General features: G+C 58.6%; 25 protein-coding genes. 18 read left to right on the top strand and 7 right to left on the bottom strand.

Going from position 1 to position 26,217, the window contains the following annotated elements; all coding sequences use genetic code 11:
- Positions 1-6 precede the first annotated feature (6 nt).
- A complete protein-coding gene (locus FBZ99_RS18040) occupies positions 7-669 on the bottom strand; it encodes an HAD-IA family hydrolase (RefSeq protein ID WP_113351190.1) in 663 nt (220 codons plus the stop codon).
- Complete coding sequence (locus FBZ99_RS18035; protein WP_173004662.1) at positions 669-1,589, bottom strand: sugar-binding transcriptional regulator; 921 nt, start codon at positions 1,587-1,589, stop codon at positions 669-671. The genes FBZ99_RS18040 and FBZ99_RS18035 overlap by 1 nt, the downstream gene beginning before the upstream one ends.
- Before the next feature lie 228 nt (positions 1,590-1,817).
- Here FBZ99_RS18035 and FBZ99_RS18030 point away from each other — a divergent pair, with 228 nt between their 5' ends.
- The 10 genes from FBZ99_RS18030 to FBZ99_RS17985 all read left to right on the top strand — a co-directional run bounded on the left by FBZ99_RS18030 (position 1,818) and on the right by FBZ99_RS17985 (position 11,962).
- Positions 1,818-2,759, top strand: a complete 942-nt coding sequence (locus tag FBZ99_RS18030; protein WP_113351189.1) for a tagatose-bisphosphate aldolase — start codon at positions 1,818-1,820, stop codon at positions 2,757-2,759.
- A complete protein-coding gene (locus FBZ99_RS18025; protein ID WP_113351188.1) occupies positions 2,752-4,164 on the top strand; it encodes an ROK family protein in 1,413 nt (470 codons plus the stop codon). Before FBZ99_RS18030 ends, FBZ99_RS18025 begins: the two co-directional genes overlap by 8 nt.
- Positions 4,165-4,392: 228 nt before the next feature.
- Entirely contained in the window at positions 4,393-5,382 is a 990-nt protein-coding gene (locus tag FBZ99_RS18020) for a substrate-binding domain-containing protein (protein WP_113332629.1), read from the top strand.
- A 108-nt stretch (positions 5,383-5,490) separates the two neighbouring features.
- Positions 5,491-6,555: an ABC transporter permease subunit gene (locus FBZ99_RS18015; RefSeq protein WP_113351187.1), complete on the top strand. Its 1,065-nt coding sequence runs from the start codon at positions 5,491-5,493 to the stop codon at positions 6,553-6,555.
- Positions 6,548-7,294: an ATP-binding cassette domain-containing protein gene (locus FBZ99_RS18010; RefSeq protein ID WP_069615566.1), complete on the top strand. Its 747-nt coding sequence runs from the start codon at positions 6,548-6,550 to the stop codon at positions 7,292-7,294. The genes FBZ99_RS18015 and FBZ99_RS18010 overlap by 8 nt, the downstream gene beginning before the upstream one ends.
- Before the next feature lie 240 nt (positions 7,295-7,534).
- A complete protein-coding gene (locus FBZ99_RS18005; protein WP_113351186.1) occupies positions 7,535-7,792 on the top strand; it encodes a FitA-like ribbon-helix-helix domain-containing protein in 258 nt (85 codons plus the stop codon).
- The gene (locus tag FBZ99_RS18000) at positions 7,789-8,211 is read left to right on the top strand and encodes a type II toxin-antitoxin system VapC family toxin (protein ID WP_113351185.1); all 423 of its coding nucleotides are present in this window, start codon (positions 7,789-7,791) and stop codon (positions 8,209-8,211) included. The genes FBZ99_RS18005 and FBZ99_RS18000 overlap by 4 nt, the downstream gene beginning before the upstream one ends.
- A gap of 293 nt (positions 8,212-8,504) precedes the next feature.
- The gene (locus FBZ99_RS17995) at positions 8,505-10,022 is read left to right on the top strand and encodes an HAL/PAL/TAL family ammonia-lyase (protein WP_113351184.1); all 1,518 of its coding nucleotides are present in this window, start codon (positions 8,505-8,507) and stop codon (positions 10,020-10,022) included.
- A 113-nt stretch (positions 10,023-10,135) separates the two neighbouring features.
- Complete coding sequence (locus tag FBZ99_RS17990) at positions 10,136-11,140, top strand: ornithine cyclodeaminase family protein (protein ID WP_113351183.1); 1,005 nt, start codon at positions 10,136-10,138, stop codon at positions 11,138-11,140.
- A 6-nt stretch (positions 11,141-11,146) separates the two neighbouring features.
- On the top strand, positions 11,147-11,962 hold the full coding sequence (locus tag FBZ99_RS17985) for a phosphate/phosphite/phosphonate ABC transporter substrate-binding protein (protein ID WP_233788770.1): 816 nt from the start codon (positions 11,147-11,149) through the stop codon (positions 11,960-11,962).
- Between the two features lie 31 nt (positions 11,963-11,993).
- On the opposite strand, the gene FBZ99_RS17980 is transcribed toward FBZ99_RS17985, so the two are convergent.
- On the bottom strand, positions 11,994-12,575 hold the full coding sequence (locus FBZ99_RS17980) for a nucleoside 2-deoxyribosyltransferase (protein WP_113332636.1): 582 nt from the start codon (positions 12,573-12,575) through the stop codon (positions 11,994-11,996).
- Between the two features lie 223 nt (positions 12,576-12,798).
- Here FBZ99_RS17980 and FBZ99_RS17975 point away from each other — a divergent pair, with 223 nt between their 5' ends.
- The 4 genes from FBZ99_RS17975 to FBZ99_RS17960 all read left to right on the top strand — a co-directional run bounded on the left by FBZ99_RS17975 (position 12,799) and on the right by FBZ99_RS17960 (position 17,287).
- A complete protein-coding gene (locus tag FBZ99_RS17975; protein ID WP_113351181.1) occupies positions 12,799-14,046 on the top strand; it encodes an adenylate/guanylate cyclase domain-containing protein in 1,248 nt (415 codons plus the stop codon).
- Between the two features lie 251 nt (positions 14,047-14,297).
- Positions 14,298-14,822, top strand: coding sequence for a DUF992 domain-containing protein (locus tag FBZ99_RS17970; protein WP_113332638.1), 525 nt, complete (start codon positions 14,298-14,300; stop codon positions 14,820-14,822).
- Positions 14,823-15,007: 185 nt separating this feature from the next.
- Positions 15,008-16,240, top strand: a complete 1,233-nt coding sequence (gene pepT / locus FBZ99_RS17965; protein WP_113351180.1) for a peptidase T — start codon at positions 15,008-15,010, stop codon at positions 16,238-16,240.
- Positions 16,241-16,513: 273 nt separating this feature from the next.
- The gene (locus FBZ99_RS17960) at positions 16,514-17,287 is read left to right on the top strand and encodes a hypothetical protein (protein WP_113351179.1); all 774 of its coding nucleotides are present in this window, start codon (positions 16,514-16,516) and stop codon (positions 17,285-17,287) included.
- 98 nt (positions 17,288-17,385) lie between these two features.
- Here FBZ99_RS17960 and FBZ99_RS17955 read toward each other — a convergent pair whose 3' ends face one another.
- Positions 17,386-18,003: a hypothetical protein gene (locus FBZ99_RS17955; protein ID WP_113332641.1), complete on the bottom strand. Its 618-nt coding sequence runs from the start codon at positions 18,001-18,003 to the stop codon at positions 17,386-17,388.
- 705 nt (positions 18,004-18,708) lie between these two features.
- Here FBZ99_RS17955 and FBZ99_RS17950 point away from each other — a divergent pair.
- The 4 genes from FBZ99_RS17950 to FBZ99_RS17935 are packed head-to-tail and all read left to right on the top strand — an operon-like array spanning position 18,709 to position 23,315.
- On the top strand, positions 18,709-19,206 hold the full coding sequence (locus tag FBZ99_RS17950; RefSeq protein ID WP_113351178.1) for a Csu type fimbrial protein: 498 nt from the start codon (positions 18,709-18,711) through the stop codon (positions 19,204-19,206).
- A gap of 25 nt (positions 19,207-19,231) precedes the next feature.
- The gene (locus tag FBZ99_RS17945) at positions 19,232-19,951 is read left to right on the top strand and encodes a fimbrial biogenesis chaperone (protein WP_113351177.1); all 720 of its coding nucleotides are present in this window, start codon (positions 19,232-19,234) and stop codon (positions 19,949-19,951) included.
- Between the two features lie 22 nt (positions 19,952-19,973).
- Positions 19,974-22,337, top strand: a complete 2,364-nt coding sequence (locus tag FBZ99_RS17940) for a fimbria/pilus outer membrane usher protein (RefSeq protein ID WP_113351205.1) — start codon at positions 19,974-19,976, stop codon at positions 22,335-22,337.
- Between the two features lie 15 nt (positions 22,338-22,352).
- Positions 22,353-23,315, top strand: a complete 963-nt coding sequence (locus FBZ99_RS17935; protein WP_113351176.1) for a Csu type fimbrial protein — start codon at positions 22,353-22,355, stop codon at positions 23,313-23,315.
- Positions 23,316-23,367: 52 nt separating this feature from the next.
- On the opposite strand, the gene FBZ99_RS17930 is transcribed toward FBZ99_RS17935, so the two are convergent.
- The 3 genes from FBZ99_RS17930 to FBZ99_RS17920 form a co-directional block, all read right to left on the bottom strand.
- Positions 23,368-25,158 (bottom strand): GGDEF domain-containing protein, encoded by a 1,791-nt coding sequence (locus FBZ99_RS17930; protein WP_145634152.1) that lies wholly within the window; start codon positions 25,156-25,158, stop codon positions 23,368-23,370.
- 312 nt (positions 25,159-25,470) lie between these two features.
- On the bottom strand, positions 25,471-25,776 hold the full coding sequence (locus FBZ99_RS17925; RefSeq protein ID WP_113351174.1) for a hypothetical protein: 306 nt from the start codon (positions 25,774-25,776) through the stop codon (positions 25,471-25,473).
- A 30-nt stretch (positions 25,777-25,806) separates the two neighbouring features.
- Positions 25,807-26,028, bottom strand: a complete 222-nt coding sequence (locus FBZ99_RS17920) for a hypothetical protein (protein WP_113332647.1) — start codon at positions 26,026-26,028, stop codon at positions 25,807-25,809.
- Positions 26,029-26,217 lie beyond the last annotated feature (189 nt).

Raw genomic sequence — 26,217 nt, 5'->3', positions numbered from 1 at the left:
GGCTAGTCAATCGGGTCTGGTAGAGAGACGCAGATTACCATTTGCATCGATGCCCGCACTCACGCGATCATAGTCCTCAATAGTCGGATGCCGTGTGAATAACGGCGTCCGATGGGTCGCGCTGATCACAAGCACGGAAGCACCTGAGGCCTCCGCCGCCTCTATTCCCGCTGGTGCATCCTCAAAAATAAGACATTCTTCAATAGGTTGTGCCAACATCCTTGCAGCTAACATGAAGCAATCCGGCGCCGGCTTGCCATGCTGCACATCCTCGCCGGCGATCAGAATCTCCGGCCAGGGAATACCGGCTGCCGCAATGCGGACCTTGGCGAGTTCACGGGGAGCGGAGGTGACGATCGCCCAGCGATCCAACGGCAGGCTTTTCAGAAAGCCGATAGCGCCCGTGATCGGTTCAACGCCGGCAACATCATCGATTTCGGCCTGTGTGAGTATCCTGACCTCTTCGGCGGGATCGATCCCCGAAAGGCCGAGGCGGGTGATCGTCTCGATCGCCTTGCGACCATGAATGGTCGCCAGCAAGGCGATGGCATCGACACCGCGTTTTTCCGCCCACGAGGTCCAGACCCGTTCGGCGACCGCTATCGAATTCAGGACGGTTCCATCCATATCGAACAGGAAGGCGCCGAAGGAGCGGTCGTCAAAGGGCATCAGGATCGATCCTCGACTTTTGGGTTGGATGACAGACGATCGAGGATAGCCTGTGCGGTATTGGCATCGGTGACCAAAGCATTGATCATTCCCGATCGTGCCGCGCCGATAATGCCGCTAGCTTTGCCGGGAGTAGCAGCAACGGCGATGCAGAGCGGCACCTTCCGCAATTGTGCGGGAGAGGCTGCAATCATCCCCTCCTCTCCATCCCAGTGCAGGATCTCGCCCTCCTCGGTGACGTAGTGGCGCAGCACATCGCCGGCTGCATGGCTCAGCGCCTTTTCGCCCGGCAACGCTGTTTCCGAAGGGTTGGCCGCATGTGTCAGCCCGACACCGACGATTGCCGCGTCCAGCCTGTCCCAGAGAGACGTCACCTGTTGGACCGTGGGATCTCCGAGAAACGCATCCCGGAGTTCGGTCGAAGAGATATAAGGCGCATGCAGGAAATGCGGCACGCCACCCATCTGGACCGCCGCCTGGCGCACGAATTCGTTGATCTGAAAGTGAGGCGCTGCGTGCTGCATGCCACCGTTCAGCGCGACCGTGACGATACCGGGCAATTGCGGCAGACCAGCCAATGTCACCTCGCGCACCGCCCGCCCCCAACCGATGCCGAGCGTCGAACCCGAACGCAGGCTCGCCTGCTGCAGAAGCGAGCCGACAGGCGCGGCAAGCGCGCTCAGCACGTTTGATGACGGCGTATCGATTACGGCAGCGGTGCGCAGCTTCAGGCCGTCGATCAGTGCAGCATTCAGCTCTTCAGCAGATGAGAGATCGATCACCTCGATCCGGACGATCCCGACTGCCCGCGCTCGCTGCAGCAACCGCGAAACCGTCGCCGTCGACAGACCAAGCTTCCTGGCAATATCCACCTGCGCCATATCGGATTGGTAGTGCAGTTTGGCGACCGTGTGCAGCAACGCGCGATTTGCCGCAGCCTCCTGCGATTGAGACGAATTCAGATTGAAATTCCTTTCTGCAATGTGTTACACGTATGACACTTGAGGAGTTATCGCTTAAAAAGCCCGGTTTCGCAACGTTTATACCGCGCATGAGAGTCCTCAATTTCAAGAGTATTGCCCTCTTCGAGGAGTGGGGAAGGCTTGCTCGTATGGGTGCCGTTTCGCAACGGCTGGAGGAAGGATCACATGACGAAATTGACGACAGCGGAGATGCGCGGCTACCAGCAGATTTGCGGCAGCGACGGTGCCATGATGGTGATTGCCTGCGATCAGCGCGGCGGCATGCGCAGCCTTCTAGCCAAGGACCCGGCCGAACAGGCGGCGATCTCCGATAAGGTGCTGGGGGACACGAAGGCCGATATCGCCCGCTTCCTCGCGAGCAAGGCGTCCTGTGTTCTCGTCGATCCCATCTGCGCCGTGCCGGCGCTGGTCGATGATCGTGTCCTCCAGCGCGATACCGCACTGCTGATCGGCCTCGATGCTTCCGGCTGGGATACATCGGCGGACGGCTATCGTCTGTCGAAGCTGGTTGCCGGCATCTCCGCACGCCGCGTGCGCCAGCTGGGGGCAACGGGTGGCAAGATCATGGTCTATCTGCGCTCGGATCGGGATGCGGCGAACGCCCACAATATTCAGATCCTGAAGCAGTGCATCGAAGATTTCGCGCATGAGGATCTTCTGCTGGTCGTTGAATTCCTGACCTACAAGTTCGAAGACGAGGATGAGACAGATTACAAGGCGAAGCTGCCCTCTCTGATCGTCGGCGGCAGCAAGATCTGCCTCGATCTCGGTGCGAAAGTCTTGAAAATCCCTTATCCCGGCTCGTCGGAAGCCTGCGCCGAAGTCACGCGCCTTTCCGGCGATGTGCCGTGGGCGGTGCTGTCGGCCGGTGTCGACCACGCCACCTTCCTCAGCCAGGTCGAGGATGCCATGCGCAACGGCGCTTCGGGCGTCATCGCCGGTCGCTCGCTGTGGAAAGACTGCATCTCGCTCGATCGTTCGGTAACGAAGGATCGTCTGGAGACGGTCGCGGTGCCGAGGCTTCGGGAAATTCAGGCCGTCATTGCGACGCACTTCAAGGGCGCAGGCTCTAACGGCGCTGATCAAAGGCAGCGCGCCCATGGCTGACATCGCCATCGGCGTCGATATTGGCGGCACGAATATTCGTGCCGCCCTCGTCTCCGTTCAAGGCGAGATTCTTTCCAAGCTGTCGGAAAGAACCCCGACAGATCCCCTGTTGGCATTGGAGCGCGTCATTGCGATGGCGCGCTCGCTCGACACTCCTGAAGTTTTGGGGATCGGCGTCGGCATACCAGGGCGGGTCGACGTCGACAGACGCGAGATTCTGTCTGGCGGCATCCTCAACCTCTCTGGCCTCGATTTCGTAAAGCGGCTCGAGACAGCGCTGCAAAAACCTGTTGTCATCGAGAATGATTGCAGCATGGCGCTGATCGCAGAAATGCGGATCGGTGGCGCCAAAGGCTATCAAAACGTCGCGATGCTGACGATCGGGACGGGCATTGGCGGCGCTGTCGCCCATGCCGGGCGCATCTACCACGGGCACAAGGCGGCCGGACAACTCGGCCATATTTGTGTATCGCAGGATGGCCCGCCCTGCCCTTGCGGCAGACGCGGCTGCGTCGAGACCTTCAGTTCCGGAACCGCTTTGCGCCGGCATATCGCCGAATCCGGATTATCCGTCACGACAATTCGTGAAATCTTCGAGATGGCGGCGGAAGGAAACGACACGGCAGTCCGTGTGCTGCGCCAATGGGCAACACCCTTGCGTGCCGCACTCGACAATATCGCAGCGACCATGGATCCGGAGATTATCCTGCTCGGCGGCGGGCTTGGCTGTGATGCCGCACGGGCTCTTGCCGATTTGCCAGCAAGCGCTCCCTGGTTCTGCCCCGCCATATTGCCAGCGAAGCTTTCAGACGATGCCGGCGTGATCGGCGCCGGACTTTCGATTTTCGGCGCTGATGCCGCGCCGCAAGGAAAGCGGGTTGTCATGGTCAACGGCGTGCCGGCTTCCGGCAAAAGCCGCCTGGCCAAAGCTTTGTCGCTGCGGACCGGCTGGCCGGTCCTGTCTCTCGACGGCATCAAGAACCCGTTCCTGCAGCATATCGGCCCCGTCGACCGCGACTTCAATCGGACGCTGGGAAAGGCAAGCTACCAGGCGATCTGGTCCTTTATGGCGGAGGCGCCGACGGGCTCGACCTTCATTGTCGATGCATGGTTCGGCTTTCAGCCGAAGGCTCAGCTAGAGAGTTATCTCAATGCTGCGCAGATAGGCCATGTCGCCGAACTCTGGTGCAAGGTGCCTGGATCGGTTGCGGGCGAGCGTTACGCCAGTCGGTTGAAGGACCGATTACCTGGACATCCAGGTGCCGAATATGTGCCGGAATTGGTAGCGCTTGCCGATCGGGCCGAGCCTATGGGATGTGGTGCCGTAATGACGGTCGACCAGACGGAGGAACCGGATATGGCGGCTATTATGGCCTGGCTTTCAAAGGTCTTCGAGAGCGAATGATAAGCGCCGCCGTCCGGGCAGACGGCATAAATGCGAAATAATCCTGAACTGTCGTGCGACGCTATGTCCCCGGCAGATGCCGGCATTGTGTGCATGGCAGAATTGTGTAGCTATATCAACAAGATGATGGAAATTCTTTGCAGAAAAAAATTGCTTGACGTGCCGCAGTAACCCACTGATTATCGCTTTGCCGGACAGGGGAGGTTCGGCTTCAAGAGGAGGAAAATTATGGAGCGCCGCTCATTTCTCAAGGCTACGGCCGTGGCATCGCTCGCTACCGGTGTTGCGGCAGTTGCCGGCAGCACCAAAGCCGCAGACAAGAAGTTTACGATTGCCCTCATTCCGGGTCTGACGACCGACGCCTTCTATATTACCATGCGCAAGGGTGCCGAAGCGGCAGCCAAGGCTGTCGGTGCCGAGCTCGTTTTTCAGGGCGGCCCCGATTTCAACCCGGTGACCCAGGTTCCGGTTCTTGACGCAGTGATCGCCAAGAAGCCCGATTTCATTCTGATTGCGCCGACCGACAAGGATCAGCTCATCCAGCCTCTGAAGAAGGCTGCTGATGCCGGCATTCCGATCATCACCGTCGATACCTTCATCGGTAACGGCGTCTACCAGACCGGCAGCGGTGATGCCGATTTCCCGCTGGCCTATATCGCTTCCGACAACCTGCTCGGCGGGGCGATTGCCGCCCGCGCACTGGCAAAGGCCGTTGGCGAAAAGGGCAAGGTCTATGTTTCCAACGTCAAGCCCGGCGTCTCGACCACAGACCAGCGTGAGCAGGGTTTCAAGGAGGAGATGAAGAAGTATCCGAACATCACCGTTCTGGAGACGCAATATAACGATGACGACGCCAACAAGGCAGCATCGCAGCTGCAGGCCGTCTTCGCACGCAACTCCGATCTCGATGGCGTTTTCGGGGCCAATCTGTTCTCCGCTCTCGGTGCCGCCAACGGCGTGCAGCAGGCCGGCCAGACGGGTAAGATCCGCGTGGTGGCCTTCGATGCGCCGACGTCTATCGTTGATAACATCAACTCCGGTCTCGTCGATCTGGCGATTGCGCAGCATCCGGCCGAGATCGGCTATTTCGGAGTGATGGCCGCTTATGCGCATCTCACCGGCAATTCGATTCCGACAGCGATCGGGACCGGCTTCACGGTCATCGACAAGTCGAACGTAGCCGACAAGAAGATCGCGAAGTTCATCTACTCCGATTGATGCGGAGATAGTCTGTGCCTCGCCCATCGGCGAGGCACATTATCCAACGATGATAGAGCGACGGCGCCCTAATCTTCGCGCTTCCAACGCTCCAGTTTGGACCGATCCATGACAATCGACAATGCAGAGGTCCGCAAGGCGGATCAGCACGTGGCGCCACAGGCAGACCACGGCGACCAGGCAAAAACACTTCTTAATCGCATCGCGCAATTGCGTGCGTGGCTCTTTCTTGCTGCGCTTATCGTGACTTTCGAGATCTGGGCGCGGATCGACTTCGGTGGCACGTTCATCGGCTCGAGCTTCAACTGGCAGTCCGTTGCGATCTTCGCGGTAGCACCGTTGCTGCTGGCAATCGGGCAGACTTTCGTCATCATCTCAGGCGGTATCGATCTGTCGACCGGCTTCATCATGGGCCTTGCGGCCGTCGTCGCCGCGCATATTGCCAATATCGCCGGTCTTTCCATGCCTCTGCCCGTCGCAATGGTCTTCGGCATCCTCGTCGCCATGCTGGCAGCCGCAGTCCCCGGCCTCATCAATGGTCTCCTGATCTCCCGTCTCAAGGTTCCGCCGTTCATCGGTACGCTCGGCATGTTCGGCGTGGCGCGTGGCACGGCCTTCCTGCTCGCCGGCGGTACGACGGTGCCGGTCAAGAATTCCTATTTCGCCGAGCTTGGCAACGGACGATTCTATGGCGTGCCCTATCTCGTCATTGTCACGCTCGTCTTCGTGGTGATCATGCATTATTTGCTGAGCCAGACCCGCTTCGGCCAGCATAATTATGCCATCGGCGCCAATGCCCAGGCGGCGCGCCGCGCCGGCATCGACATCAAGTCCCATCTGCTGCGGCTCTATATTCTCTCGGCCGTCTGTGCGGGCCTGGGCGGCGCGCTCTATGCGGCCCGTTTCACTGCAGGCGCCGCCCAGGCGGGCGAGCCCCTGCTGCTCGATAGCGTGGCCGCTGTCGTTATCGGCGGCGCCAGCCTCTTCGGCGGTTCCGGCACGATCATCGGCACCATTGCCGGCGCTCTCGTCATCGCCGTCATCCAGTATGGTCTCGTCTTCATGAATGTGGAGCCGTTCTGGCAGTTCATCGCCGTCGGCGTCGTCATCATCATTTCGGTGCTCATCGACCAGGCGCAGCGTCGGTTCAGCGGAGCAAAACAGGATGAATAGTGCAACTCCCCTCCTCGAGGTCCGCAATCTCTCGCGTTATTTCGGTGCGGTGCGTGCCCTCGACAATTGCTCCATGGTCGTGCGGCCCGGTGAAGTCGTGGCACTTGCGGGTGACAACGGCGCCGGCAAGACGACGATGATCAAGGCGATTTCCGGCGTCTATCCGCCGACCGCCGGCGAAATCCTGATCGAAGGCAAGCCTGTCACCTTCTCATCGCCGCAGGATGCGCGCGAGAAAGGCATCGAGACGATCTATCAGGATCTGGCGCTTGCCGATAATCTGCCGATCGGCGCCAATATTTTCCTCGGCCGTGAGCCGATGAAGAAGCTCTTCGGCTTCCTGCCGGTGCTCGATCGGAAAGCCATGGCCGAAGCGGCGCGCAAGACGATGGCGGAGCTGGATTTCCACGTGAAGAGGCTCGATGCGCCCGTCAGCAACTTTTCCGGCGGTCAGCGGCAGGCCGTCGCGATTGGGCGTGCCGTCTATTGGAATGCCCGCATCCTCGTTATGGACGAGCCGACCGCAGCACTCGGCGTGCCGGAACAGCGCAAGGTCGTGGCTCTCATCAAGTCGCTGAAGGCGCAGGGGCGCGGCGTCATCTTCATATCGCACAATCTGCAGGATATTTTCGCGGTCTCCGACCGCATCGTCGTCCTGCGCCGCGGGATCGTTGCCGGTGAACGCAACATCGCCGACACCAATCATGAGGAAGTCGTGCGGCTCATGGTCGGCGGTTAGCAGGATCGCCGGCACATGATTTGAGCCGAGAGCGGCAACGGTGTTTCGTCGCCGTTGCCGTTTCGTTGTCAGCAATCAAAGGCGCTCATTTTGGATTCACCAGAGCCGTAGCAAGAACCAAGAGGCCGGCAGTTGATGCTGGAGCGCGTAGAAAGCCGGCAAGCGCATTTCCGCTTGCTTTGCTTTGATTGCGTTCTCATATATTGCTATCAATGCAATCAAATATGGGAGCGTGAAGCAATGGCATCGATCACCATTCGCAATGTGCCAGACGAGGTGCATCGTGCGATCCGAGTGCGAGCTGCTATGCACGGTCGCAGCACTGAAGCCGAGATCCGCGATATTCTGGAAAAGGCAGCAAAACCAGAAGGCCGGCTGAAGCTGGGTTCGCTGTTGACATCCATTGCTCGTGAAGCGGGAGGGCTAACCGAAGCCGAAGCTGAGGGTTTCAACCAGCTTCGCGAGAAGACCCCGGTCGGGCCGATTAGCTTCGAATGATTGTTCTCGACACCAACGTCATTTCCGAGCTGTGGAAGATCACGCCCGATCCGAATGTGTTGTCGTGGATCGATGCGCAGATGATCGAAACACTCTACCTCTCGATCATCACCGTTGCCGAACTGCGCTTCGACTTGGCTGCGATGCCTGAGGGCAAGCGGCGTACGATCTATCAAGACCGATTGGAAAGGGAGGTTTTACCGGCTTTTGCCAACCGGGTTCTGCCTTTTGACCTGGATGCCTCGCAAGCCTATGCCGATTTGATGGCGTTAGCGAGGAGGGCAGGCAAGTCCATTGGCACGGCAGACGGCTATATTGCCGCCACGGCTGCCTCACATGGCTTTATGGTAGCGACGCGCGATACTAGCCCTTTTGAGGCTGGCGGTTTAAGCGTCATCAACCCTTGGAACATGAAATGAAGGCGGTTAAGGCAGTCGCGTGATAAGTCTGCCGAACAATCCGAATATTCAAATGGCAACAGCTTGTTCACGCTGAGCATCGCCCGACGATCCGCGTGACCGCACCCGTTGATCTCCCTACTCTCGCGGTACCGAATGCATTCGATCCTTAATCGGGGAGCTAATCAGGAAATGTTCGTAATCTTCAAACGGGATGTGCGACTCCTCAGCCATCCCGGCAACAAATGCAATCTGGAGGCTGGATCGAGGAAGAGCCACCGGGCTATAAGTGCTTTTCCTGGAGGCAAGCAGGCATGACCGAAGCCGTACCCACCGTGCGTTTCACCGGTAGCGCACCGAAGATAAGCGACATTGCTTCGATAGCGCGCCGTAGTGCATGGATCGAGGTTTCGACTGGCGTTGAAAACAAAATCGCCGCTGCGCGCGCCGTCGTCGAACGCTATTTGGCGGCCGACCAGCCTGTTTATGGTTTGACGACGGCATTGGGCGCAGGTGTCGACACACGGCTCGCCACGGAGGACCTGATCGCCTTTCAGTTACGTGTACCGCAAGCCCGCGCCGTCGGGGTTGGGCCGGCGCTGCCACGCGAAACCGTCAGGGCGATGATGGCCGCTCGTATTGCTGGCATGGCGGCTGGCGGCTCCGGCGTATCGCTCCCGGTTTTCGCCGGTCTCGTCGCCGCGCTGAATGCAGGCTTTCATCCGGTGGTTCCCTCGCTTGGCTCGATCGGTGCAGCCGATCTTGCGCCTCTGGCGCATATGGCGCGGGCCTTGTTGGGCGACGGCGAGGCGGAGCTTGATGGCGCAATCATGCCGGCGCGGGATGCCCTCTCGAAAGTCGGTCTGAAACCTTTGCCGATCGCCCCGAAGGATGGCCACGTCCTCGTGGTCGCCAACAGCCTGTCGGTTGGCAAGGCCTGCCTCTGCATCGAGGATATCGTGCGCCTGTTCGATTGGTCGCTTGCAGCCGTCGCACTGAATTTCGAGGCATTCCGCGCCAATGTCTCGGCTTTCGATGACCGCGCGCTGGCGGCAAGACCAGCCTTCGGCCAACGCGAAACCGCGGCGAGACTTCGCGAGCTGCTTTCCGGGAGCTCTCTTTTTATCGACGGTGCGGCACGGCGCTTGCAGGATCCTTTAAGCTATCGCTGTGCCCCGCAGGTCTGGGGTGCCCTGCTCCACGCGATCGGCGAAGCGTGCGCCGCCACCGAGATCGAGCTTGCGAGTTCCGGCGACAATCCTGTCGTACTGGCCGAGGAAGGGCTTATCCTGTCACATGGCAATTTCGACATGACCGCCTTCGTTCTCGCATGGGAGCGCCTTGGCCAGGCCATCGCCCATTGTGCGGCGGCGACCGTCTATAGAACGATGAAAATCATGTCTCCGGGCGTGTCGGAGTTGCCGCGCTTCCTGACCCCGCTCGGTCAGAGCAGGACAGGATTTGCCACCGTGCAGAAAACGGTCTCGGCGCTTGAAGCCGAGATACGCCATCTGGCCAATCCGGTTTCGTTCACGCCGATCCCGGTCGCGGACGGCGTCGAGGATCAGGCGTCGATGGCGCCGAGTGTCCTGACGAAGATCGAGGCGATGATCGAGCGGATGCGTTATCTGGTTGCGATCGAGCTTGTCGCGTCCGCCCAGGCCGTTGATCTGCGCGGTGTGGCGGGCGAGCTCGGCGGCGGAACGCAGCGCGCCTATCGCAAGGTGCGCGAAATTGTCCCGCCGCTAGAGGAAGATCGTGCGCAGGGACCAGATTTTCAGAGGCTGTCGGAGTTCATTGAGAACGCCGACATGATGGAGATGGCTTCCTGATCGATATGGCGGCAAGGCGGTCCACGCCCGTTGCCTCGCTTTCTCGCAGGCCGTCTGGCGGCCTGCATCATCCGATAGACCGGCACGGCCGGTGACATGCCTGGAGAACGGTAATGCAGGAAATTTGGATCGACTATCTCAACGCCATCGACGCCAAGGCGCTGGCCCTTTCCAACGACGAAATACTCGACGCCGTGACCAAGGCGCTCGATGCTCAGGGGCGCGGCGAGACGGTCATCGAGCCTCGCGTTCATCTCGTGCCCGAGAGTTCCGATAAGGGTCATTTCAATGTGCTGCGCGGCTATGTGAAGCCGCTCGATTATGCCGGCGTCAAGGTCGTCGGCGATTTCGTCGACAACTACAAGCAGGGCCTGCCCTCGGAGCTGGCGGTTCTCAATCTCTTCGATCCGCGCACCGGCGTACCGAAGGCGATCATCGATGCGACTGCCATCACCGATATGCGCACTGGCGCGGTCACGGCTATCGGCGCGCGCCATCTCGCCCGCAAGAACAGCAGGATCCTCGGCCATATCGGCGCACGCGGCACTTCCTACTGGAACGTGCGGCTGCTCGATCACCTCTTCGACTTCGATGAGATCCGCGTGCATTCGCGCCGTCCGGAAAGCCGCGACGCCTTTGCCGCCCGGCTGGAAAAGGATCTCGGCAAGAAGATCATCGTGACGGACAATTGGGAGGATTGCCTGAAAGGCGCCGATATCATGATCGAGGCGAGCCGCCTGCCGGAGCCGACGCCTCTGTTCAAGACCGCCTGGGTCAAGAAAGGCGCCTTCGTCGTGCCTTACGGCACGATGAGCGCACTCGAATTCGACCTGACCGACATCATGGACAAGGTCGTCGTGGATGACTGGGGACAATGCGGACCCGGGCGTCCCTTCGGTGCCCTTCGTCGCCATGTCGATGAGGGTAAGGTGACGGCGGAGACGCTGCATGCCGAAATCGGCCAGATCGTTTGCGGCACGAAGCCGGGCCGCGAAAGCGATGACGAGACCATCCTCTTCTGGCATCGGGGCCTGAGCACCACTGACGTCGCGCTCGGCGCAGCCATGGTCGAAAAAGCAAAGCGCATGAATATCGGCCAGCGCCTTCGGTTTGCGTGACGCGTCATGACGATATCCCCTGCCGTGGCCATTGCCTGCTCACGAATGTACAATCTGAGCCCGAAAATATCCGGTCTCTGGGATGAGCTCTTTCATTGGCTTGCCGACCGGTCAGGCGTCGAGCTCGAAATCATTGCGCATGCGGCTCCGGCACCTCTGTCCGACCTATGGAGACGTCCGGACATGGGTGCCGTTTTCATGTGCGGCTTTCCGTTCTCCCGGCTATCGCCGGCGGAGCGTCCGGAGCCATTGGCCGCGCCGGTTTCCCTGGCGGACTGGGCAAACGGGCAGCCAGTCTATGCGAGCCATATCGTCGCCGCTCGTGATAGAGCGCTGACTGAAGCCGATCTCGCAACCGCACGCTGGGGCTGGACCGTGCGGGACTCTCAGTCCGGCTATAATGCGCCGAGGGAATTCTTTGCCACGCTTGCGAATAGGCCTGCAGCGGCGCAGATCGTCGGCCCACTTCTCAATCCACGCGGCGTAGTCGACGCCATTCGTTCAGATACCATAGATGTCGGCGCCATTGACGCCTATGCCTTTCAGCTGATGGCAATGCACGAGCCGGACATGATTGCGCCATTGCACATCGTCGGCACCACGAAGCCGGCTCCCTTCCCTTTGCTGGTGGCTGCAAGGCAGCAATCGCCGGATATCGTCGACGCGCTACGCACCGTTCTTCTCAAGGCCCACCAAGATCGGCAAGGGAGCGATATCCTCGCATCGCTCGGACTGCTGGCCTTTGCCGAGCCGGATGCTGCCGCTTATGACCAGCTTCCCGCAAGAGCGCGCGCCATCGATGCTGCTCTCGGAATATGGTGAAGTTCGGACGCGCCAATCAATAGCCGGCACATTATGCGCTGGCGACGTGTATCAATAATTTCTTTGCTGCGAGACCCAGACATTCCTCGAAGGCCGTCAGATCCAGAAAGAGCTGGTCAGCCGCGACCTGGCGCGTGACGATGATGCCGTCACGTGCCGCTATGCCGCCATCGAGCATCAGATTGTCGGTCATATCGAAATTTTCCAGCGCCATGCCGTCGGGGCCACGATGACGTCCGTCCTCACCGAGCTGCACTTCGCCGCCATAAAGCCTGCTCACACGCTCGAAGTGGTTATCGAGGCAGTTGGAAAAGGCAAACGCCGGGCAACCGCGGGCGCACATGAAGCCGAGTTCGAAGGCCGTGCCGATATCGGCGGCGACACCACGAAACGGCGTCAGGTTGGCGATGATGAGATCGGCGCTCATCATCAGTTTCTCGTTGATGGAACTGATGGCAAGGCCGCGCTGCCGGCGCGTCTCCGTCTCAGGCACGGCAAGGTCACCGGGAGAAACCGGCGTAAAACCATAGCTGCGCGCCAGCGCGATCTTGCGATCGAGGATTTCCCTAGCGTTCGGGAGGAAGACTTCCGGGCCTGCCAGATATGCTCTCAATGCCTCACCTCTTTAATGAAATCTTGCACCGCAGCAGTTGCGGAACCATATGAAGCCTATGGCTGATTCAAAGCGCAACCGCCATAGCTGGGCGCATAATTTACGAAATCGCGAAATAACGGCGATTGCCGTTCCCGGTCAACGACGAGACGCGTATAGTTCCCTTCGGACCGAATGGTGCTCTCTGTCCAGGATAGGTGACGGAATTTGTGGGGTATAGAAAATGCAATCTTCTCTTGAGGCCGTTGCCGCCTCGACACAGGACGACCAGGGCAATTGGCCGACGAAACAAAGCAAGATCCTCGATTGGCTTATGAATGATGTCCGCGACCAGCGTTTCATCGACAATATCCTCGTGGAACTCTGCGAGAAAATGCGGGCAATCGGAGTTCCAGTCGCGAGAGCGACGATGCACTTCCGAACGCTGCATCCGCAATGGCTAGGGGCGAGAATTCTTTGGCGCACCGGCATGAAGGAGGCCGATATCGCGACATTCAGCTATGGGGTCGAGAACACGCCGCAATTTCTGGCAAGCCCTATCAATGAGATTTTCAATGGCGCGACGGAAGTCCGGAAAAATCTCGAGGTCTGTGAAAAGTCGGAGCTGAAATATCCACTATATAAAGAAATGCAGGCGGAAGGACTGACCGACTATATCGCCTGGCCGATCTACCACACGCTCGGCAAGCGCCATATCGTGACCTTTGCCTCGGATGCTCCGGGCGGCTTTACCGAACAGCACATCACCTTCTTGAAGGACCTGTTGCCGGCCCTGACAATGGTGACCGAGATCCGGTTGAAGAACATCATGGCCCGCACGCTGCTGCGGACCTATGTCGGACCGCATGCCAGCGAGAAGATCCTGGCTGGCGCCACGACGCGCGGCAGCGGCACCACGGTCGGAGCCGCGATCCTCATCTGCGATCTGCGCGACTTCACCACCATCTCTGACATGTGGCCGCGTGACGATGTCATCGAATTGCTGAATGGTTATTTCGACGCGATGGTCGACCCGATCGAAAAGCATGGCGGCGAGATCCTCAAATTCATGGGCGACGGCCTGTTGGCCATTTTCCCGTTGAGCGATCCGAATGCCTGTCACAATCTGCTTCTTGCCATCAGCGAGGCACAGGCAAGCGTTGCCGCACTCAATGAGGAAAACCGAAAGCATGGCCGTGAAATTCTGCGCTACGGTGTCGGCGTGCATGTCGGTGACGTAATGTATGGCAATATCGGCTCACGCACTCGCCTTGATTTCACGGTCATCGGTCCGGCCGTCAATATCGCTTCACGGTTGGAGTCCTTGACGAAGGAGGTCAAGCGGCCGGTACTTCTGTCCAAGGCCTTCGTCGACATGGCCGGCTGCAGGCGGGATATGGAAAGCCTCGGCTCCTTCCCTCTCAAGGGGCTTGGAGAACCGGTCGATGTGTTCGCCTTTGCCGCCAAGGAAGTCTTGCTTCAACACGGTTGACGGGTAGGCAGGGCGAGCTTTGCCCTGCAAATCCTCGATTTTGTACGGCGCGATTCAGTCGGTTGCAAAACGTGAAATGCCCAAAGGGTGCCGTGGCGGAAGGACTTCCCTATATTGTGAAGTGGATCATGACGATAGCCGCCTTAATTTGGGGATCGTTCTGCGCGTACGAACGTTAAATGAGGGTTGATTCTATCGGCTCTACCACGAGGGTGTTTGCCACCCATAATACTCTGACAAGGAGAAAACAGATGAGAAAAATCCTGACCCTGGCGTTTTCAGCGGCGGCGTTGATCGTTGCGGGCACCGCTGCGGCGCGCGCAGCCGACATGCCGGCGACCTATAGCGAGGAGCCGGATGACCGCAATGGCGTGAAAATCGGCTATCTCGAATGCGATATCGGCGGCGGCGTCGGCTACGTCCTCGGCTCTGCCAAGGAAATGGATTGCACCTTCCATTCGACAGTCGGGCATTCGCGTCGTGTCGATCACTATACCGGCGCGATCCGCAAGATGGGCGTCGATCTCGGCTTTACGACCCGCAGCCGGCTCGTTTGGCTCGTCTTCGCGCCGACAGCCGGCTACCATCGTGGTTCTCTGAGCGGCCTTTACCAGGGCGCTACCGTTGAAGCCACTGTCGGTGCCGGCGTGGGCACGAACATCCTTGTCGGTGGCACCGCCGGCTCCATCCACCTTCAGACCGTGAGCGTTACGGGTCAGCTCGGCTTGAACGTTGCGGCTACCGGTACCTCGGTCACGCTGACGTCGGTCGATTGAGTGTTTTGCTTAAAGTCTTGACCATTGAATATGGCCGCTCCTGCCTGGCGCTGGAGCGGCCTTTTCTGTCGGGGCGGTGACAGCGAGCTTCGCAGACCGGCGCCTTCCGCGCAAAATCGGTCTATCCATGTACCCTCGCGGCGCTATAGCTATGTAAACCCTAGAGATTCTTCGGAGCCAAATTCATGACCGATACCGTCACCGATCGTTTTCTTCGTTATGTCGTCGTCGACACGCAATCGGACCCGTCTTCGGTCACGCAGCCTTCCACTGCGAAGCAGAAGAATCTCGGGCGCATCCTGGTTGAGGATTTGCTGGCGATCGGGCTTGCCGATGCACATCTAGACGAGCACGGCTATGTCTATGCGACCATTCCATCGAATATCGACAAGCCGGTTCCCGTCATCTGCTTTTGTTCCCACATGGACACAGCGCCCGATTTTACCGGCACGAATGTCAAGCCGCAGATCGTGCGCGACTATTCCGGCGGTGATATCCGCCTCACGGGCGACCCGCAGCAGGTCATTCGCCTTGAAGAACACCCTGCCCTGCGCGATCAGATCGGCAACGACATCATCACCTCGGACGGTACGACGCTGCTTGGCGCGGATGACAAGGCCGGTCTTGCCGAAATCGTCGCAGCCGCCAAATATCTCGTCGACAATCCTGATATCCGTCACGGCACCATCAAGCTTCTGTTCACGACGGACGAAGAGATCGGGCGTGGTGTCGACAAGGTGGATTTGAAGAAGCTGGGAGCGCAATTCGCCTATACGGTTGATGGTGAAACGGCGGGGCATATAGAAGACGAGACTTTCTCGGCCGACAGTGTCGAGGTTATCATCCATGGCGTCGCCATCCATCCAGGCTTCGCCAAAGGAAAAATGGAAAATGCCATCAGGATTGCCGGCGCGATCATCGACAGGCTGCCGAAGAACATAGCTCCAGAGACGACGGACGGCCGCGACGGCTTTATCCACCCTACCGGCATCAGCGGCTCGATGGAGAAGGCTTCACTCGGCTTCATCATCCGCGATTTCGACGAGCAAGGCCTTGTCGACAAGGAGACTATGCTGGAGGCGATCGTCAAGGATGTCATGAAAGCCTATCCCGGCTCCTCGCACACCTTCACCGTTCGGCATCAGTATCGCAACATGAAGACGATTCTCGATCGTCATCCGGAAATCGTCGAAAATGCTGTCGAGGCCATCCGCCGTGCCGGCATGACGCCAGTGCGCGGCAGCATTCGCGGCGGTACCGACGGTTCCAGGCTCTCCTTCATGGGGCTGCCCTGCGCCAATATCTTTGCCGGCGGGCATGCCTTTCATTCGCCGCTGGAATGGGTAAGCCGGCAGGATATGGAAAGAGCCGTGAAGACGCTCGTAGAGTTGGCCAAGGTATGGGCGGAGCGCTCCTGAAAGCTTTCGAGAAAAAACCTCGTTCATCCTATAAAAGCCTAGTAACCCTGTCGCGAAATAGGTCACTTTGGCCTGTTCGGAACCAATCTCCTTGTCATTATGCAAGCCATCCGTGAATTTTTATATTGAAGCATTACTAAATTAGATTATTCTGTAGTGTAGTCTTGGGAGGAAAGGAGAATAAACAGGCCCCTTCATTCCAACTCTACGGTGCGCGCGCTCCGGCAATCAGAAACAGGCTGACAAAAGCCTAAACTGAAACGGAGTTTAGTCATGAGAATACAATCTTCACGGATGGCAATCGCTGCATCCGCTCTTCTTCTATTGACCTCGACAAGTTATGCAGAGCCCGGCGGCGGGACGGATCACGGCGGCAGCCGATCCGGAAGCACTGGATTGGGTGTTGGCGTATCGGTCGGCGGCATCAACGCTGGTTTGGGCGCAGGGCTTGGCTCCAATGGGCTTAATGCCGGCGTCGGTGCATCGGTCGGCGGCACGAACGGCGTCAACGCCGGTGCGGGTGCTTCCGTATCCGGAACGAGCGGTGTCAACGCGGGCGTCGGCGCGTCCGTTGGCGGTTCCAACGGAGTGAATGCCGGCGTGGGCGCATCGGCCAATAGCAACGGCGTCAACGCTGGTCTCGGCGCTTCGGTTGGAGGCTCAAGTGGTGTCAATGCTGGCGCTGGTGTCTCCGTCGGCGGATCCGGAGTGGGCGTCGGCGTGGGTGTTGGTATCGGTGGGAGCGATTCAGGCGGCAGCGGCGGTGGAACCGGCAGCGGGACTGGCTCGACTGGGGGTACCGGATCCAGTGGAATGGGTATGGCAACCGGAGGCACAGGCGGCACGAGCGGCTTCGGGCTGGGCTCGGGCAATTCCGGCAGGGGATCGAGCACGCGCACACTTGCCGCTTTCCGTACCATGTCGAGCGCTGAGCAGAAACGTATGCTGATTGCCTGTCGTCAGGTGACGGCATCCGGCAATTTCGATGCTGGTCTTGTCAGCCTTTGCCGGCTGCTGCGCAGTACGGCGAGCGCCGGCGGCCTATAGGCGGCTTTTCGTCGGGTGTCTCAACACCCCTTCGCTCGAGAATAAAAGTCTGCGCCCGTTGTCTTGATATCGGCAATGGGCGCGGACATGCGTCCCAATTACCAATCTACGCGGGCCACATTGTCGATCATCTGCCGGCTGCGGCGCAACATCATGCCAGGGGCATCCACCGCTCTGTTCAAAAGGTTGCGCGCGCCGGCAAGCGGATGAAATCCGACCCTTTCCTCCAGCACGGGAGGCGGATCGTCGTTTGCAAGCGGTGGAGTTGCCTCAGCATATTCCGGGTGACCTGTTATCAGCGGATCCTGTGTTTCGCATTGCGGCAGGCAGCGGTCGAAATGTTCCACGTCACCGGATGACGCGATCCTGGTCTTTGCAGCATCGGAATGCGACGCAATGCGCTTTACCGGCAAATTGGTCTTGGTCATGGCAGCAAGCGGCGAAGGTTGCGGAATTGGCACTGCCATCTGCGGCTTTGCCGGGCTCGCATCAATCGCTAACTGTAAATGGTTCACGGCAAGCTGCGGTGCGGGTGCTGGGCGATTGATAACGATGCGGCCGCTGTCGTCGATGAACTGTATGGTGCGGTCGACGGGGCCGGTTTGAACAATGACATAAAGAGCACCGACAACGGTGCCGCAAACAGCAAGCCCGGAACCCAGCCTTCGGGTTGTCTCGCTTTGACCATTCCACCATCTCATAGGCTGCGTATCCATCGACCGCTCCTTTTGACAAAATCCCGGATAGCCATCTTCATGTGAACTGTGGCGCGGCTTTTACCGAAACATGGCCAATTGCAGACCTTTTGCAAAGAAATGTTGACGAACGCACTTTGCGTATCCGGACGGTATGGATGAGCCGCATTCAAGGGCCGCCATTCAGCCTGCCGTAAATCCGGTGACTTTTGCTGCGGCTCGTATGCATCAATGCCGGCATGATTTCTTCGACACGCTGGAGATCAGGCTAACATTCCGCTTCATAAGACCATCGGAAGACCTGTGATGAAAAATAGGCCCGGGCTCGATGGTCGGTCGGAGTTCGCGGATGGCGAGTATAAGTCAAACGGCTGCGAACATACGGCAAGAATTGATGTTTCTGCTGCAGCTATGTGATCGAAATGGCGAATCATTCAGGGCGGATGGCTCCTCAAAGTCGCTGATTCGGTTAAATTGAATCTCATATTCTCGCCGCACTTATCCTGGCTGCAGGTGGATTGCATCGAATATTATTAACCATGTTTTTTAAAACTATTAATTATCTATGGGTATTCGCTGAGTAAAATCAAACTATACTTTAGGGGTATTCTTTCGATGCTGTCGCGTCCGTCCAAGCGCATTCCCGCCTGATTGCCAGCGAAGCATATATGTGCTTATTTTATTATATTCTGATATTTTCTGAAGCATATGCGAGGGGGAATGTGAATGCTGAGAATGCTCTGCGGTGCCGTCCTGACTGGTATCGCAATGACCATGGCAGCATCGCCGGCGATGGCTGCCACTGCAACCGCCAATATGACGGTCACCATCACCATCCAGGCGCAGTGCCTCGTACAGAGCGCCAATAATCTCAACTTTGGCACCATCGGTGTCATCACCAGCAATATCGATCAGGCAACCACCATCGGTGTGCAATGCACATCCGGGCAGACCTACAATGTCGGCCTGAGTGCCGGCGCTGGTGCGGGAGCGACAACAGCTGTCCGTGTCATGACAGGCCCGGCAAGTGCGACGATCAATTATGCGATCTACAGCGATGCCAACCGAACGCAGACTTGGGGCACCACAATAGGCACCGATACCGTCTCAGGCACAGGCAATGGCGCAGTCCAGAATATAAATGTCTATGGCCGGGTACCCCCGCAGACCACCCCAGCCGCGGGCGTCTACACCGATACCGTGGCGGTTACCGTCACCTACTGAAAACTCACAGATTCAGGAGGCCGTCATGCAACGCATGTTGCCATGCATTGCCGCGACTATGCTTTTGCTGCTCGGTGCTTACGGCTTGAACGCGGCATCTCTGCGAGTGGCTCCCACAAGTCTTGAGCTCACGGCGCCGGCCGCTGCCACGGTCTTGAACCTCGCCAATGACGGAGATCATCCGATCAACGTCCAGATACGTGTCTTCAAGTGGAGCCAGGCGGGCGGCATAGAAACCCTGGAGCCGACCCGGGATGTCGTTGCCAGCCCGCCCGCGGCGAGACTGAATCCCAATGTTCAGTATGTAGTCAGAGTGGTTCGTACGAGCAAGGCGCCTGTCAGGGCCGAAGAGACTTATCGTGTTATCGTCGATGAGCTGCCAGACCCTGCCCGCGCGCGCGCCGGCACGGTCACCCTCATCATGCGCCAGTCCATTCCAGCCTTCTTCAAACGGCCGGACGTAAAACCCGCCGATATCGTCTGGAGCCTCAAACGACAGGGCAACAACCTTTCTCTGACCGGCAGGAACAATGGCGGTAGCCGCTTCCGTCTGTCGAACGTAACCCTGGCGCAGGGCACAACGAAGATCGGCAGCCGCAACGGGCTGGTTGGATACGTACTTGCTGGCGCGACGATGCAATGGCCGATGGGAACAGCAAAATCCCTCACCGGCAGCGTCGTAACACTCCATGGCCAGAGCGATCTTGGGCCGTTCGATGCTGAAGTCGCCGTTAATCAACGGTAGTGCCGGCACCGTTCTCATATGCATGCTTTTCTCAGTTTCGGCGCTGCGTGCTCAGGAAGTGCCGGATCTGCCGGCAAACGCAGCCATGGCGGGCCAACCGGCGGCCACACTGGACGTCTACCTCGAAGTATTCATCAACAATGCATCGATGAAGATGATTGGCAATTTCAAACAGCGTCCGAACGGTTCCCTCGCGGCAACCGCGGAAGAGCTGCGCGAAGTCGGCATTAAGCCGCCAGCCGGCGCGGCCGACGACAAGCTGGTCGAGCTCAACACCTTGCCCGGCTTGTCCTATCAGGTCGACGATGAAACGCAGCGCCTTTATGTCCAGACGACGGATAAGGGGCGCGCACCCCGCGTCATCAATGTCAGACAGCAGCAGGAAAACGCGATCCCGGCACCCCAGGCCGGCTACGGCGCCGTCTTGAACTATTCCCTCTACGCAAGTTCCAACGGTCTCTTCCAAGGCAGTTCAAATCTGTTCCAGGGAATATCCGGATCCTTCGATGTCCGGCTCTTCAGCCCGTACGGCACGCTAAGCCAGTCCTTCCTCGCCGGATATTCAGAAGGCAGCCTCGACGGTATAACTCGCCTCAACACGACCTGGAGCTACTCCGATCCAAAGAATCTCGTTACCTATCGTGCTGGCGACCTGACGACCGGTGGCCTGTCATGGACACGGCCAGTTTATTTTGGCGGCATTCAGTTTCAGCGCAATTTTGCGCTGCGCTCCGACCTGGTGACCGAACCGCTGCCTTCCTTTACCGGGACGGCCGCCGTCCCTTCGACACTCGATATCTATACGCAGAACGTTCGCACCTATTCGAGCGATGTCCCTGCCGGACCATTCGAGGTGACCAACCTGCCGGTCTTTTCCGGAGGCGGGCAAGCGACCGTCGTTTTGCGTGACAGCCTCGGGCGGGAAACGACGCAGACCTTGCCCTTCTATTCCTCCAACTGGCTTCTGCGCCGAGGCCTGTTGGATTTTTCCGCCGAGCTCGGCACTCCGCGTCTAAATTTCGGAACGGATTCCAATGATTATGACGGCCGTATCATGGGCGCCGCCACCGCAAGGTACGGCCTGACCGATTGGTTGACACTGGAAGGCCACTTCGAGGGCGGTGCCGATCTTCTGAATGGCGGTGCGGGAGCCGCCTTTCCGGTGAGCTCGTTCGGTGTAGCGTCAATAGCGGGCGCGGCAAGCAAAAGCGGGTCGCGTTCCGGCGCGCTGATGAATGCCGCATTCGAGCTCAGTTACGACAGATGGGCTCTTTATGCCCGCGTGCAGCGGACCTTTGGCGATTATGACGACATAGCCTCGGTCTCCGCGCGGCCGACAACCAGCACTGCCGGAGATGTTAGCATTCTCAGCGCTGGTGTACCGCGAGCCATCGATCAGGTCACGCTGAGCGTGCCAACGCCACTCGATCTTTCCAGCCTCAACCTCTCCTACACCAACCTCGAAAGCGCCGATGGCAGCAGGAGCAAGATCGCCGGTCTTTCCTACAGTCAGACCTTCAAGCGTGCGACAGTCTATGCGAGCGCCTTCACCGATCTCGACGACCGAAGCAATTTCGGATTCTTTGCCGGCCTCTCCATCCCCTTCGGCGGCAACGTCACGGCCAATACGGGCGTACAAGGCGGGCCTAACGGCCTCGGCGTCGTGGCCGACGTTTCCAAGTCGATGCAGCAGGAGGACAACAGCTTCGGCTGGCGCCTACGCACCTCCGAAGGCGAAGACACGTATCGCGAGGCGGCAATCGGCTATCGGGCTCCCTTCGCGCAGGTCGAGGCAGGTCTTCAACAGCAGGATCATCGGACCAACGCCACGGCTCGCGTCGATGGTGCCATCGCTGTTGCAGGCGGTGGCGTCTTTGCCACCAATAGGATTGACGATGCCTTTGCCGTCGTCGACGTCGGCGCTCCCGATGTTGAAGTTCAGCAGCAGAACCGGCCTGCCGGCAAGACCAATTCGAGCGGCCGCATCCTGGTGCCCAATCTCAATTCCTATGAACCGAATACCCTATCCATCGATCCCAAGAACCTACCCGTCGACGCCGACGTGCCGGCAACGAAGAAAATCGTCGTGCCGGCGGATCGCAGCGGCGTTGTCGTCAAGTTCGGTGTATCCGAAGCACCGCAAGCCGCTCTGATTACGATCAAGGACAAGAACGGGGTGCCGCTGCGTGCCGGGCTCGGCGGCACCTTACAAGGATCAAGCGAGGATTTCGTCATCGGCTATGACGGACAGGCCTACATTCGCGGACTGCACGCAAGGAACGCGATCGACATATCACTTGAAGACGGAACGAAGTGCCATGCCGAATTCGCCTACAAGCCGCAGCGAGGCGAACAGGTCGTCATCGATGACGTCAGGTGCCTTTAAAAGGGAGTTGAAAAGATGCTGCGTTCGCTCACTTTTTTGCTCACACTGCTGTTTCCTTCGCTATGCGCTGCACAAAGCTGCAACTTCTCGGCTACCAATATGAACTTTGGCGCGGTCGATACCTTATCGGGCACCCCGGTCAATTCGACATCTACGATAAGTGTATCTTGTTCCGGCGGGCTCCTGGACCTGGGCAAGCGGCTTCTGATTTGCCCCGACATCGGCGCCGGCAGTGGAGGAGCATCGTCGGCCGCGGCGCGCCAGATGTTGAACGGCAGCAGTTCTTTGAACTATCAGCTCTATTCCGACAACGGCCGAAGCGTGGTGTGGGGATCGAGTAGCTGGTCCTATCCATCACGCGCACCAGTCTATGCGCTGACAATGGCCCTGCTGAATGGCTCGTTGATCGGCGCAACCGGCAGCATGACGGTCTATGGAGCTGCGCTCGGCTCTCCGTCGACGGCAGTACCGGGGTCGTTTACGTCCAGCTTCACATCGACCTACACCTCCTTCTATTACAGCTACAGTAGTGCGACTACCTGTTCAGCTCCCTCTGGAACGATTGGAACCGCGTCGTTCAGCGTCAATGCAACCGTCGCCGCCAATTGCCTCGTCACTGTCCAGAACATCGATTTCGGGACACAGGGCGTATTGAGCACGAATGTCGATGCCACGGGTTCCGTCACGGCAACCTGTACGCCGGGCACAACCTATACGATCTCCTTGGGCGGTGGTGGCGCGAATGCTCCGCCGACGGCGAGAAAAATGGCGAAAGGATCGGAGACGGTGACCTACGGCCTCTACAAGGATACCAACCGGTCGCAGCCCTGGGGCGATGCCAATACGCCGGGCAGCACCGTCGCCGGAACGGGAACCGGCAGTGCTCAACTGCTGACGGTCTACGGCCGAGTGCCACCGCAGACCACGCCATCCTCAGGCACTTACACCGATACGGTCGTGGTGACGCTTACCTACTGACCACGAGCTTCCAACGAGCAGGTTCGGATGATCTCGGTCATAGCGAAGCGTGTCAGGCCGCGCTTGCGCCGCTCTGGCCGCGTCTCGAGGCGGAGATTGCCGTCTGTCCAGTCGTCTTCTCGGATGAGCAGACCAAATTGCGCCCGTTGCGCTTGGCTTGATAGAGCCGGTTGTCCGCAACGACGACCAGCTTTTCCCAATTTTCGAACATGCATTGCGCCTGCCAATCGACGCCGAAGCTCGCAGTCACCTTCAAGCCATGCTCATCGCTGACGACGGCTTGCGCTAATGTTTCCCGCAATCGCTCGGCCGTTGAACGCGCCGAGGCCTCGGTGACGTCACCCATTACGACGATGAATTCCTCACCGCCGTAGCGGGCGAATAGATCGGCGGTGCGCAGGCACGGGCCTAGAATCTGCGCCGTTCTTTGCAGCACCATGTCGCCGACGGCGTGACCGTACCGATCATTGATCGATTTGAAATGGTCGATATCGAACATGATGATTGCAAAGCCTCGGGAGCCCGCTGTCGGGGTCGCGAGCAATTCCTCCACCGCATCCTCCAATGCGCGCCGATTGAGAAGGCCAGTGAGTGCATCCGTCTGGGAGAGACGCCTCAACTCCTCCGTCATCGATTTGCGCTCCATTTCCAGGTGCCGCTTGAAGCGTTGCTGCTCACGCAAAAGGTCAAGACGCAGGAACAGCTCCCGCATTTCACGTCCGGCGTGAGGTATCGGTGGTGGCGTCGTAAGGTTGCCGACGGCAATCTCGTCGATCTGTCGCATGACGGCCAGCATCGGCCGAAAGAGCGAACGCCTGAGCACGTAGGCCAACCCAATCACAACCGATACCGCCATGACGGCAAGCAGCGCGGAGATCAGCATGGCTCTCAGGGATTTCTGCCGTACTTCTCCAAGAGAATTCAATGCCGCGGTTTCGATGAGTTCACGCAGGTTCTCGGTCGATTTCATTCCAGGCACGTATTTCGCTGTGAACTCTCCGGGTGTGAGCGCATCGCTCGCATTCGGATCAAAGGCGACGCGCTGAGCGTAAGGCAGCGCTCCGGCAAAGTAACTGACCGTCACCTGATCCAACAGCCTTGCCAAAGCCTGCGATTGCAATGTAACGGGCGCATAGGTTTTCAGCAGCGCATTCACTTCAAAAAGCCGGTTTAACTCGTTGTCGAACGCAGCTCTATAGTGGGAACGGGCTTGCCCCTGCGAGGCCAGCATTATGACGACATAGGAGCCCAGCCTTCCGGCACGCTCTCTGAGCGTTCCGGCCATCGAGGTCAGCATGACTTCGGCGCCTGTCTCAGGCGCCAGTGCGATGACCGATCGGCCGGCGACATCCCGGTAATCCTGGGCGCGATCCGCTGCACGGAACATCGCCTGTATGGCGTCTGCGATCTTTGCGCCGCTGCGCTCGCCGCGTGGCAAGGCGGCCACTGCATCGACCGCCTGGCGGCCGCTCTCCAGCTGAGCCTTAAGCGCCATGAATGCGCTGCGCATTTCAGCGGACTGGTCTATTTCCGTTTTAAAGAGCGCTTCAAGCTTGGCGATATCCCTATCGGTTGCTTCGCGGCTTGCTTTCAGATCGGCGGCAAATTGCGCTTGTTCACGCTCCGAAGCGCCCATGAGACTGTTTGCAGGACCGCGCTCTCTCGATATCGTCGCGGCCGCATGCAGTGCAGTATGAAAACGACCGAATTCGATCACGCCGCGTTTGTAGTTGAGGTAATCCGACAGGCTGAAGGCAATCGTCGAGCCGGCCATCATCAGGCAAACCATGATAACAGCTATTGCGCCGATCCATTGTAGCTGTTGAATTTTAAGCCGCGACAATAAATGCTCTCCAAAATCACCGTCTATTGCGGATTACATCAGATTTGATGGAATCTTCACTTAACGAACAGGCTTAAATCTTTCTCATGTTCTTTAAGTCCGCATATCCGAACAGTCGGCCTGATATGACAGTCTTCCGCGCGCGGGATGACAGTTTTGTCGATCTTGAGCCGCAATTATATTGCGGCTGGTTGCCGGCGTCGTGCTCCGCGCATGCGATAGGAAAGAATAGTGCCGAAAATGCGTTCGCGGCGCGTATCGCAACTGCTTGATAGCGGACCTGCTTCATCAAGCGGTTCTTGCCGGGCAAGTCTAGTTTTGCAGAAAAATCGAAGGCATCAGGTTGGCCCGAGCCGAATAATGTGGCTGGCCGACGACATGGGATATCACCAGCGCATAGACCAGGATAGAGCCGACTACGATGACGATGCCGCTAATGGGAAGCCCAATTTTTGAGTTGGGAGCCGTCGACGTATCCGGCGGATTCGCGCGGCCGGCCTTTCGGGTGGTTTGATTCGCCATTGCAAGGGGAAGCTGCAGCTCCCTTTCCATGCGAGCCTGCGCATCAAGGTGCTTGCCGTATCTCGCTGCGGGCCGAAACTGGATGACTTCGCCCATTTCTCACGCGGTCCCTTTCACCGCTTTCGGTTATTGGCCATTTTCCTGGCTGTTGTCATTATTGCCGTAGTCGACACGAACCACGACCTTTTCCGGTCGTTGCTCGCCATGCTGAACGATCACAGTCACGATACAACGATTCTCACGTGGCTTGACGGATAGGAGGCGTCCCTTGGTCGTCGACAGAACCTGATCCACCGCACTCGAGCAATCCTGAACATTGTAGGTGCTTTGAGTGATTTGACCCGCCATTGCGGAACCTGCAATCGAAATTCCCGCAAGTATCGTTAGGACCCTGATCATGCTTACACTATACCTCAACGAAGGCAAGGAAGCGACAGCAGTTCGCAACAAACCAAGTCTATTTGCGTCATCTTTCCAGCTGTGCGGCAGAAAGCACAGAGGCTAATATCGGTAGGCAGATATAGACTTTCATGATGA

It is taken from the genome of Rhizobium sp. ERR 1071 (assembly GCF_007828675.1).
Lineage (GTDB): Bacteria > Pseudomonadota > Alphaproteobacteria > Rhizobiales > Rhizobiaceae > Rhizobium > Rhizobium dioscoreae.
This window is presented reverse-complemented; position numbering and strand designations above follow the sequence as displayed.

Bases quoted from the DNA above. Each gene is read 5' to 3' on its own strand.
- FBZ99_RS18040 (WP_113351190.1), bottom strand. From the start codon at position 669: ATGCCCTTTGACGACCGCTCCTTCGGCGCCTTCCTGTTCGATATGGAT.
- FBZ99_RS18030 (WP_113351189.1), top strand. From the start codon at position 1,818: ATGACGAAATTGACGACAGCGGAGATGCGCGGCTACCAGCAGATTTGC.
- FBZ99_RS18025 (WP_113351188.1), top strand. From the start codon at position 2,752: ATGGCTGACATCGCCATCGGCGTCGATATTGGCGGCACGAATATTCGT.
- FBZ99_RS18020 (WP_113332629.1), top strand. From the start codon at position 4,393: ATGGAGCGCCGCTCATTTCTCAAGGCTACGGCCGTGGCATCGCTCGCT.
- FBZ99_RS18015 (WP_113351187.1), top strand. From the start codon at position 5,491: ATGACAATCGACAATGCAGAGGTCCGCAAGGCGGATCAGCACGTGGCG.
- FBZ99_RS18010 (WP_069615566.1), top strand. From the start codon at position 6,548: ATGAATAGTGCAACTCCCCTCCTCGAGGTCCGCAATCTCTCGCGTTAT.
- FBZ99_RS18005 (WP_113351186.1), top strand. From the start codon at position 7,535: ATGGCATCGATCACCATTCGCAATGTGCCAGACGAGGTGCATCGTGCG.
- FBZ99_RS18000 (WP_113351185.1), top strand. From the start codon at position 7,789: ATGATTGTTCTCGACACCAACGTCATTTCCGAGCTGTGGAAGATCACG.
- FBZ99_RS17995 (WP_113351184.1), top strand. From the start codon at position 8,505: ATGACCGAAGCCGTACCCACCGTGCGTTTCACCGGTAGCGCACCGAAG.
- FBZ99_RS17990 (WP_113351183.1), top strand. From the start codon at position 10,136: ATGCAGGAAATTTGGATCGACTATCTCAACGCCATCGACGCCAAGGCG.
- FBZ99_RS17985 (WP_233788770.1), top strand. From the start codon at position 11,147: ATGACGATATCCCCTGCCGTGGCCATTGCCTGCTCACGAATGTACAAT.
- FBZ99_RS17975 (WP_113351181.1), top strand. From the start codon at position 12,799: ATGCAATCTTCTCTTGAGGCCGTTGCCGCCTCGACACAGGACGACCAG.
- FBZ99_RS17970 (WP_113332638.1), top strand. From the start codon at position 14,298: ATGAGAAAAATCCTGACCCTGGCGTTTTCAGCGGCGGCGTTGATCGTT.
- pepT (WP_113351180.1), top strand. From the start codon at position 15,008: ATGACCGATACCGTCACCGATCGTTTTCTTCGTTATGTCGTCGTCGAC.
- FBZ99_RS17960 (WP_113351179.1), top strand. From the start codon at position 16,514: ATGAGAATACAATCTTCACGGATGGCAATCGCTGCATCCGCTCTTCTT.
- FBZ99_RS17955 (WP_113332641.1), bottom strand. From the start codon at position 18,003: ATGGATACGCAGCCTATGAGATGGTGGAATGGTCAAAGCGAGACAACC.
- FBZ99_RS17950 (WP_113351178.1), top strand. From the start codon at position 18,709: ATGCTGAGAATGCTCTGCGGTGCCGTCCTGACTGGTATCGCAATGACC.
- FBZ99_RS17945 (WP_113351177.1), top strand. From the start codon at position 19,232: ATGCAACGCATGTTGCCATGCATTGCCGCGACTATGCTTTTGCTGCTC.
- FBZ99_RS17940 (WP_113351205.1), top strand. From the start codon at position 19,974: ATGCTTTTCTCAGTTTCGGCGCTGCGTGCTCAGGAAGTGCCGGATCTG.
- FBZ99_RS17935 (WP_113351176.1), top strand. From the start codon at position 22,353: ATGCTGCGTTCGCTCACTTTTTTGCTCACACTGCTGTTTCCTTCGCTA.
- FBZ99_RS17925 (WP_113351174.1), bottom strand. From the start codon at position 25,776: ATGGGCGAAGTCATCCAGTTTCGGCCCGCAGCGAGATACGGCAAGCAC.
- FBZ99_RS17920 (WP_113332647.1), bottom strand. From the start codon at position 26,028: ATGGCGGGTCAAATCACTCAAAGCACCTACAATGTTCAGGATTGCTCG.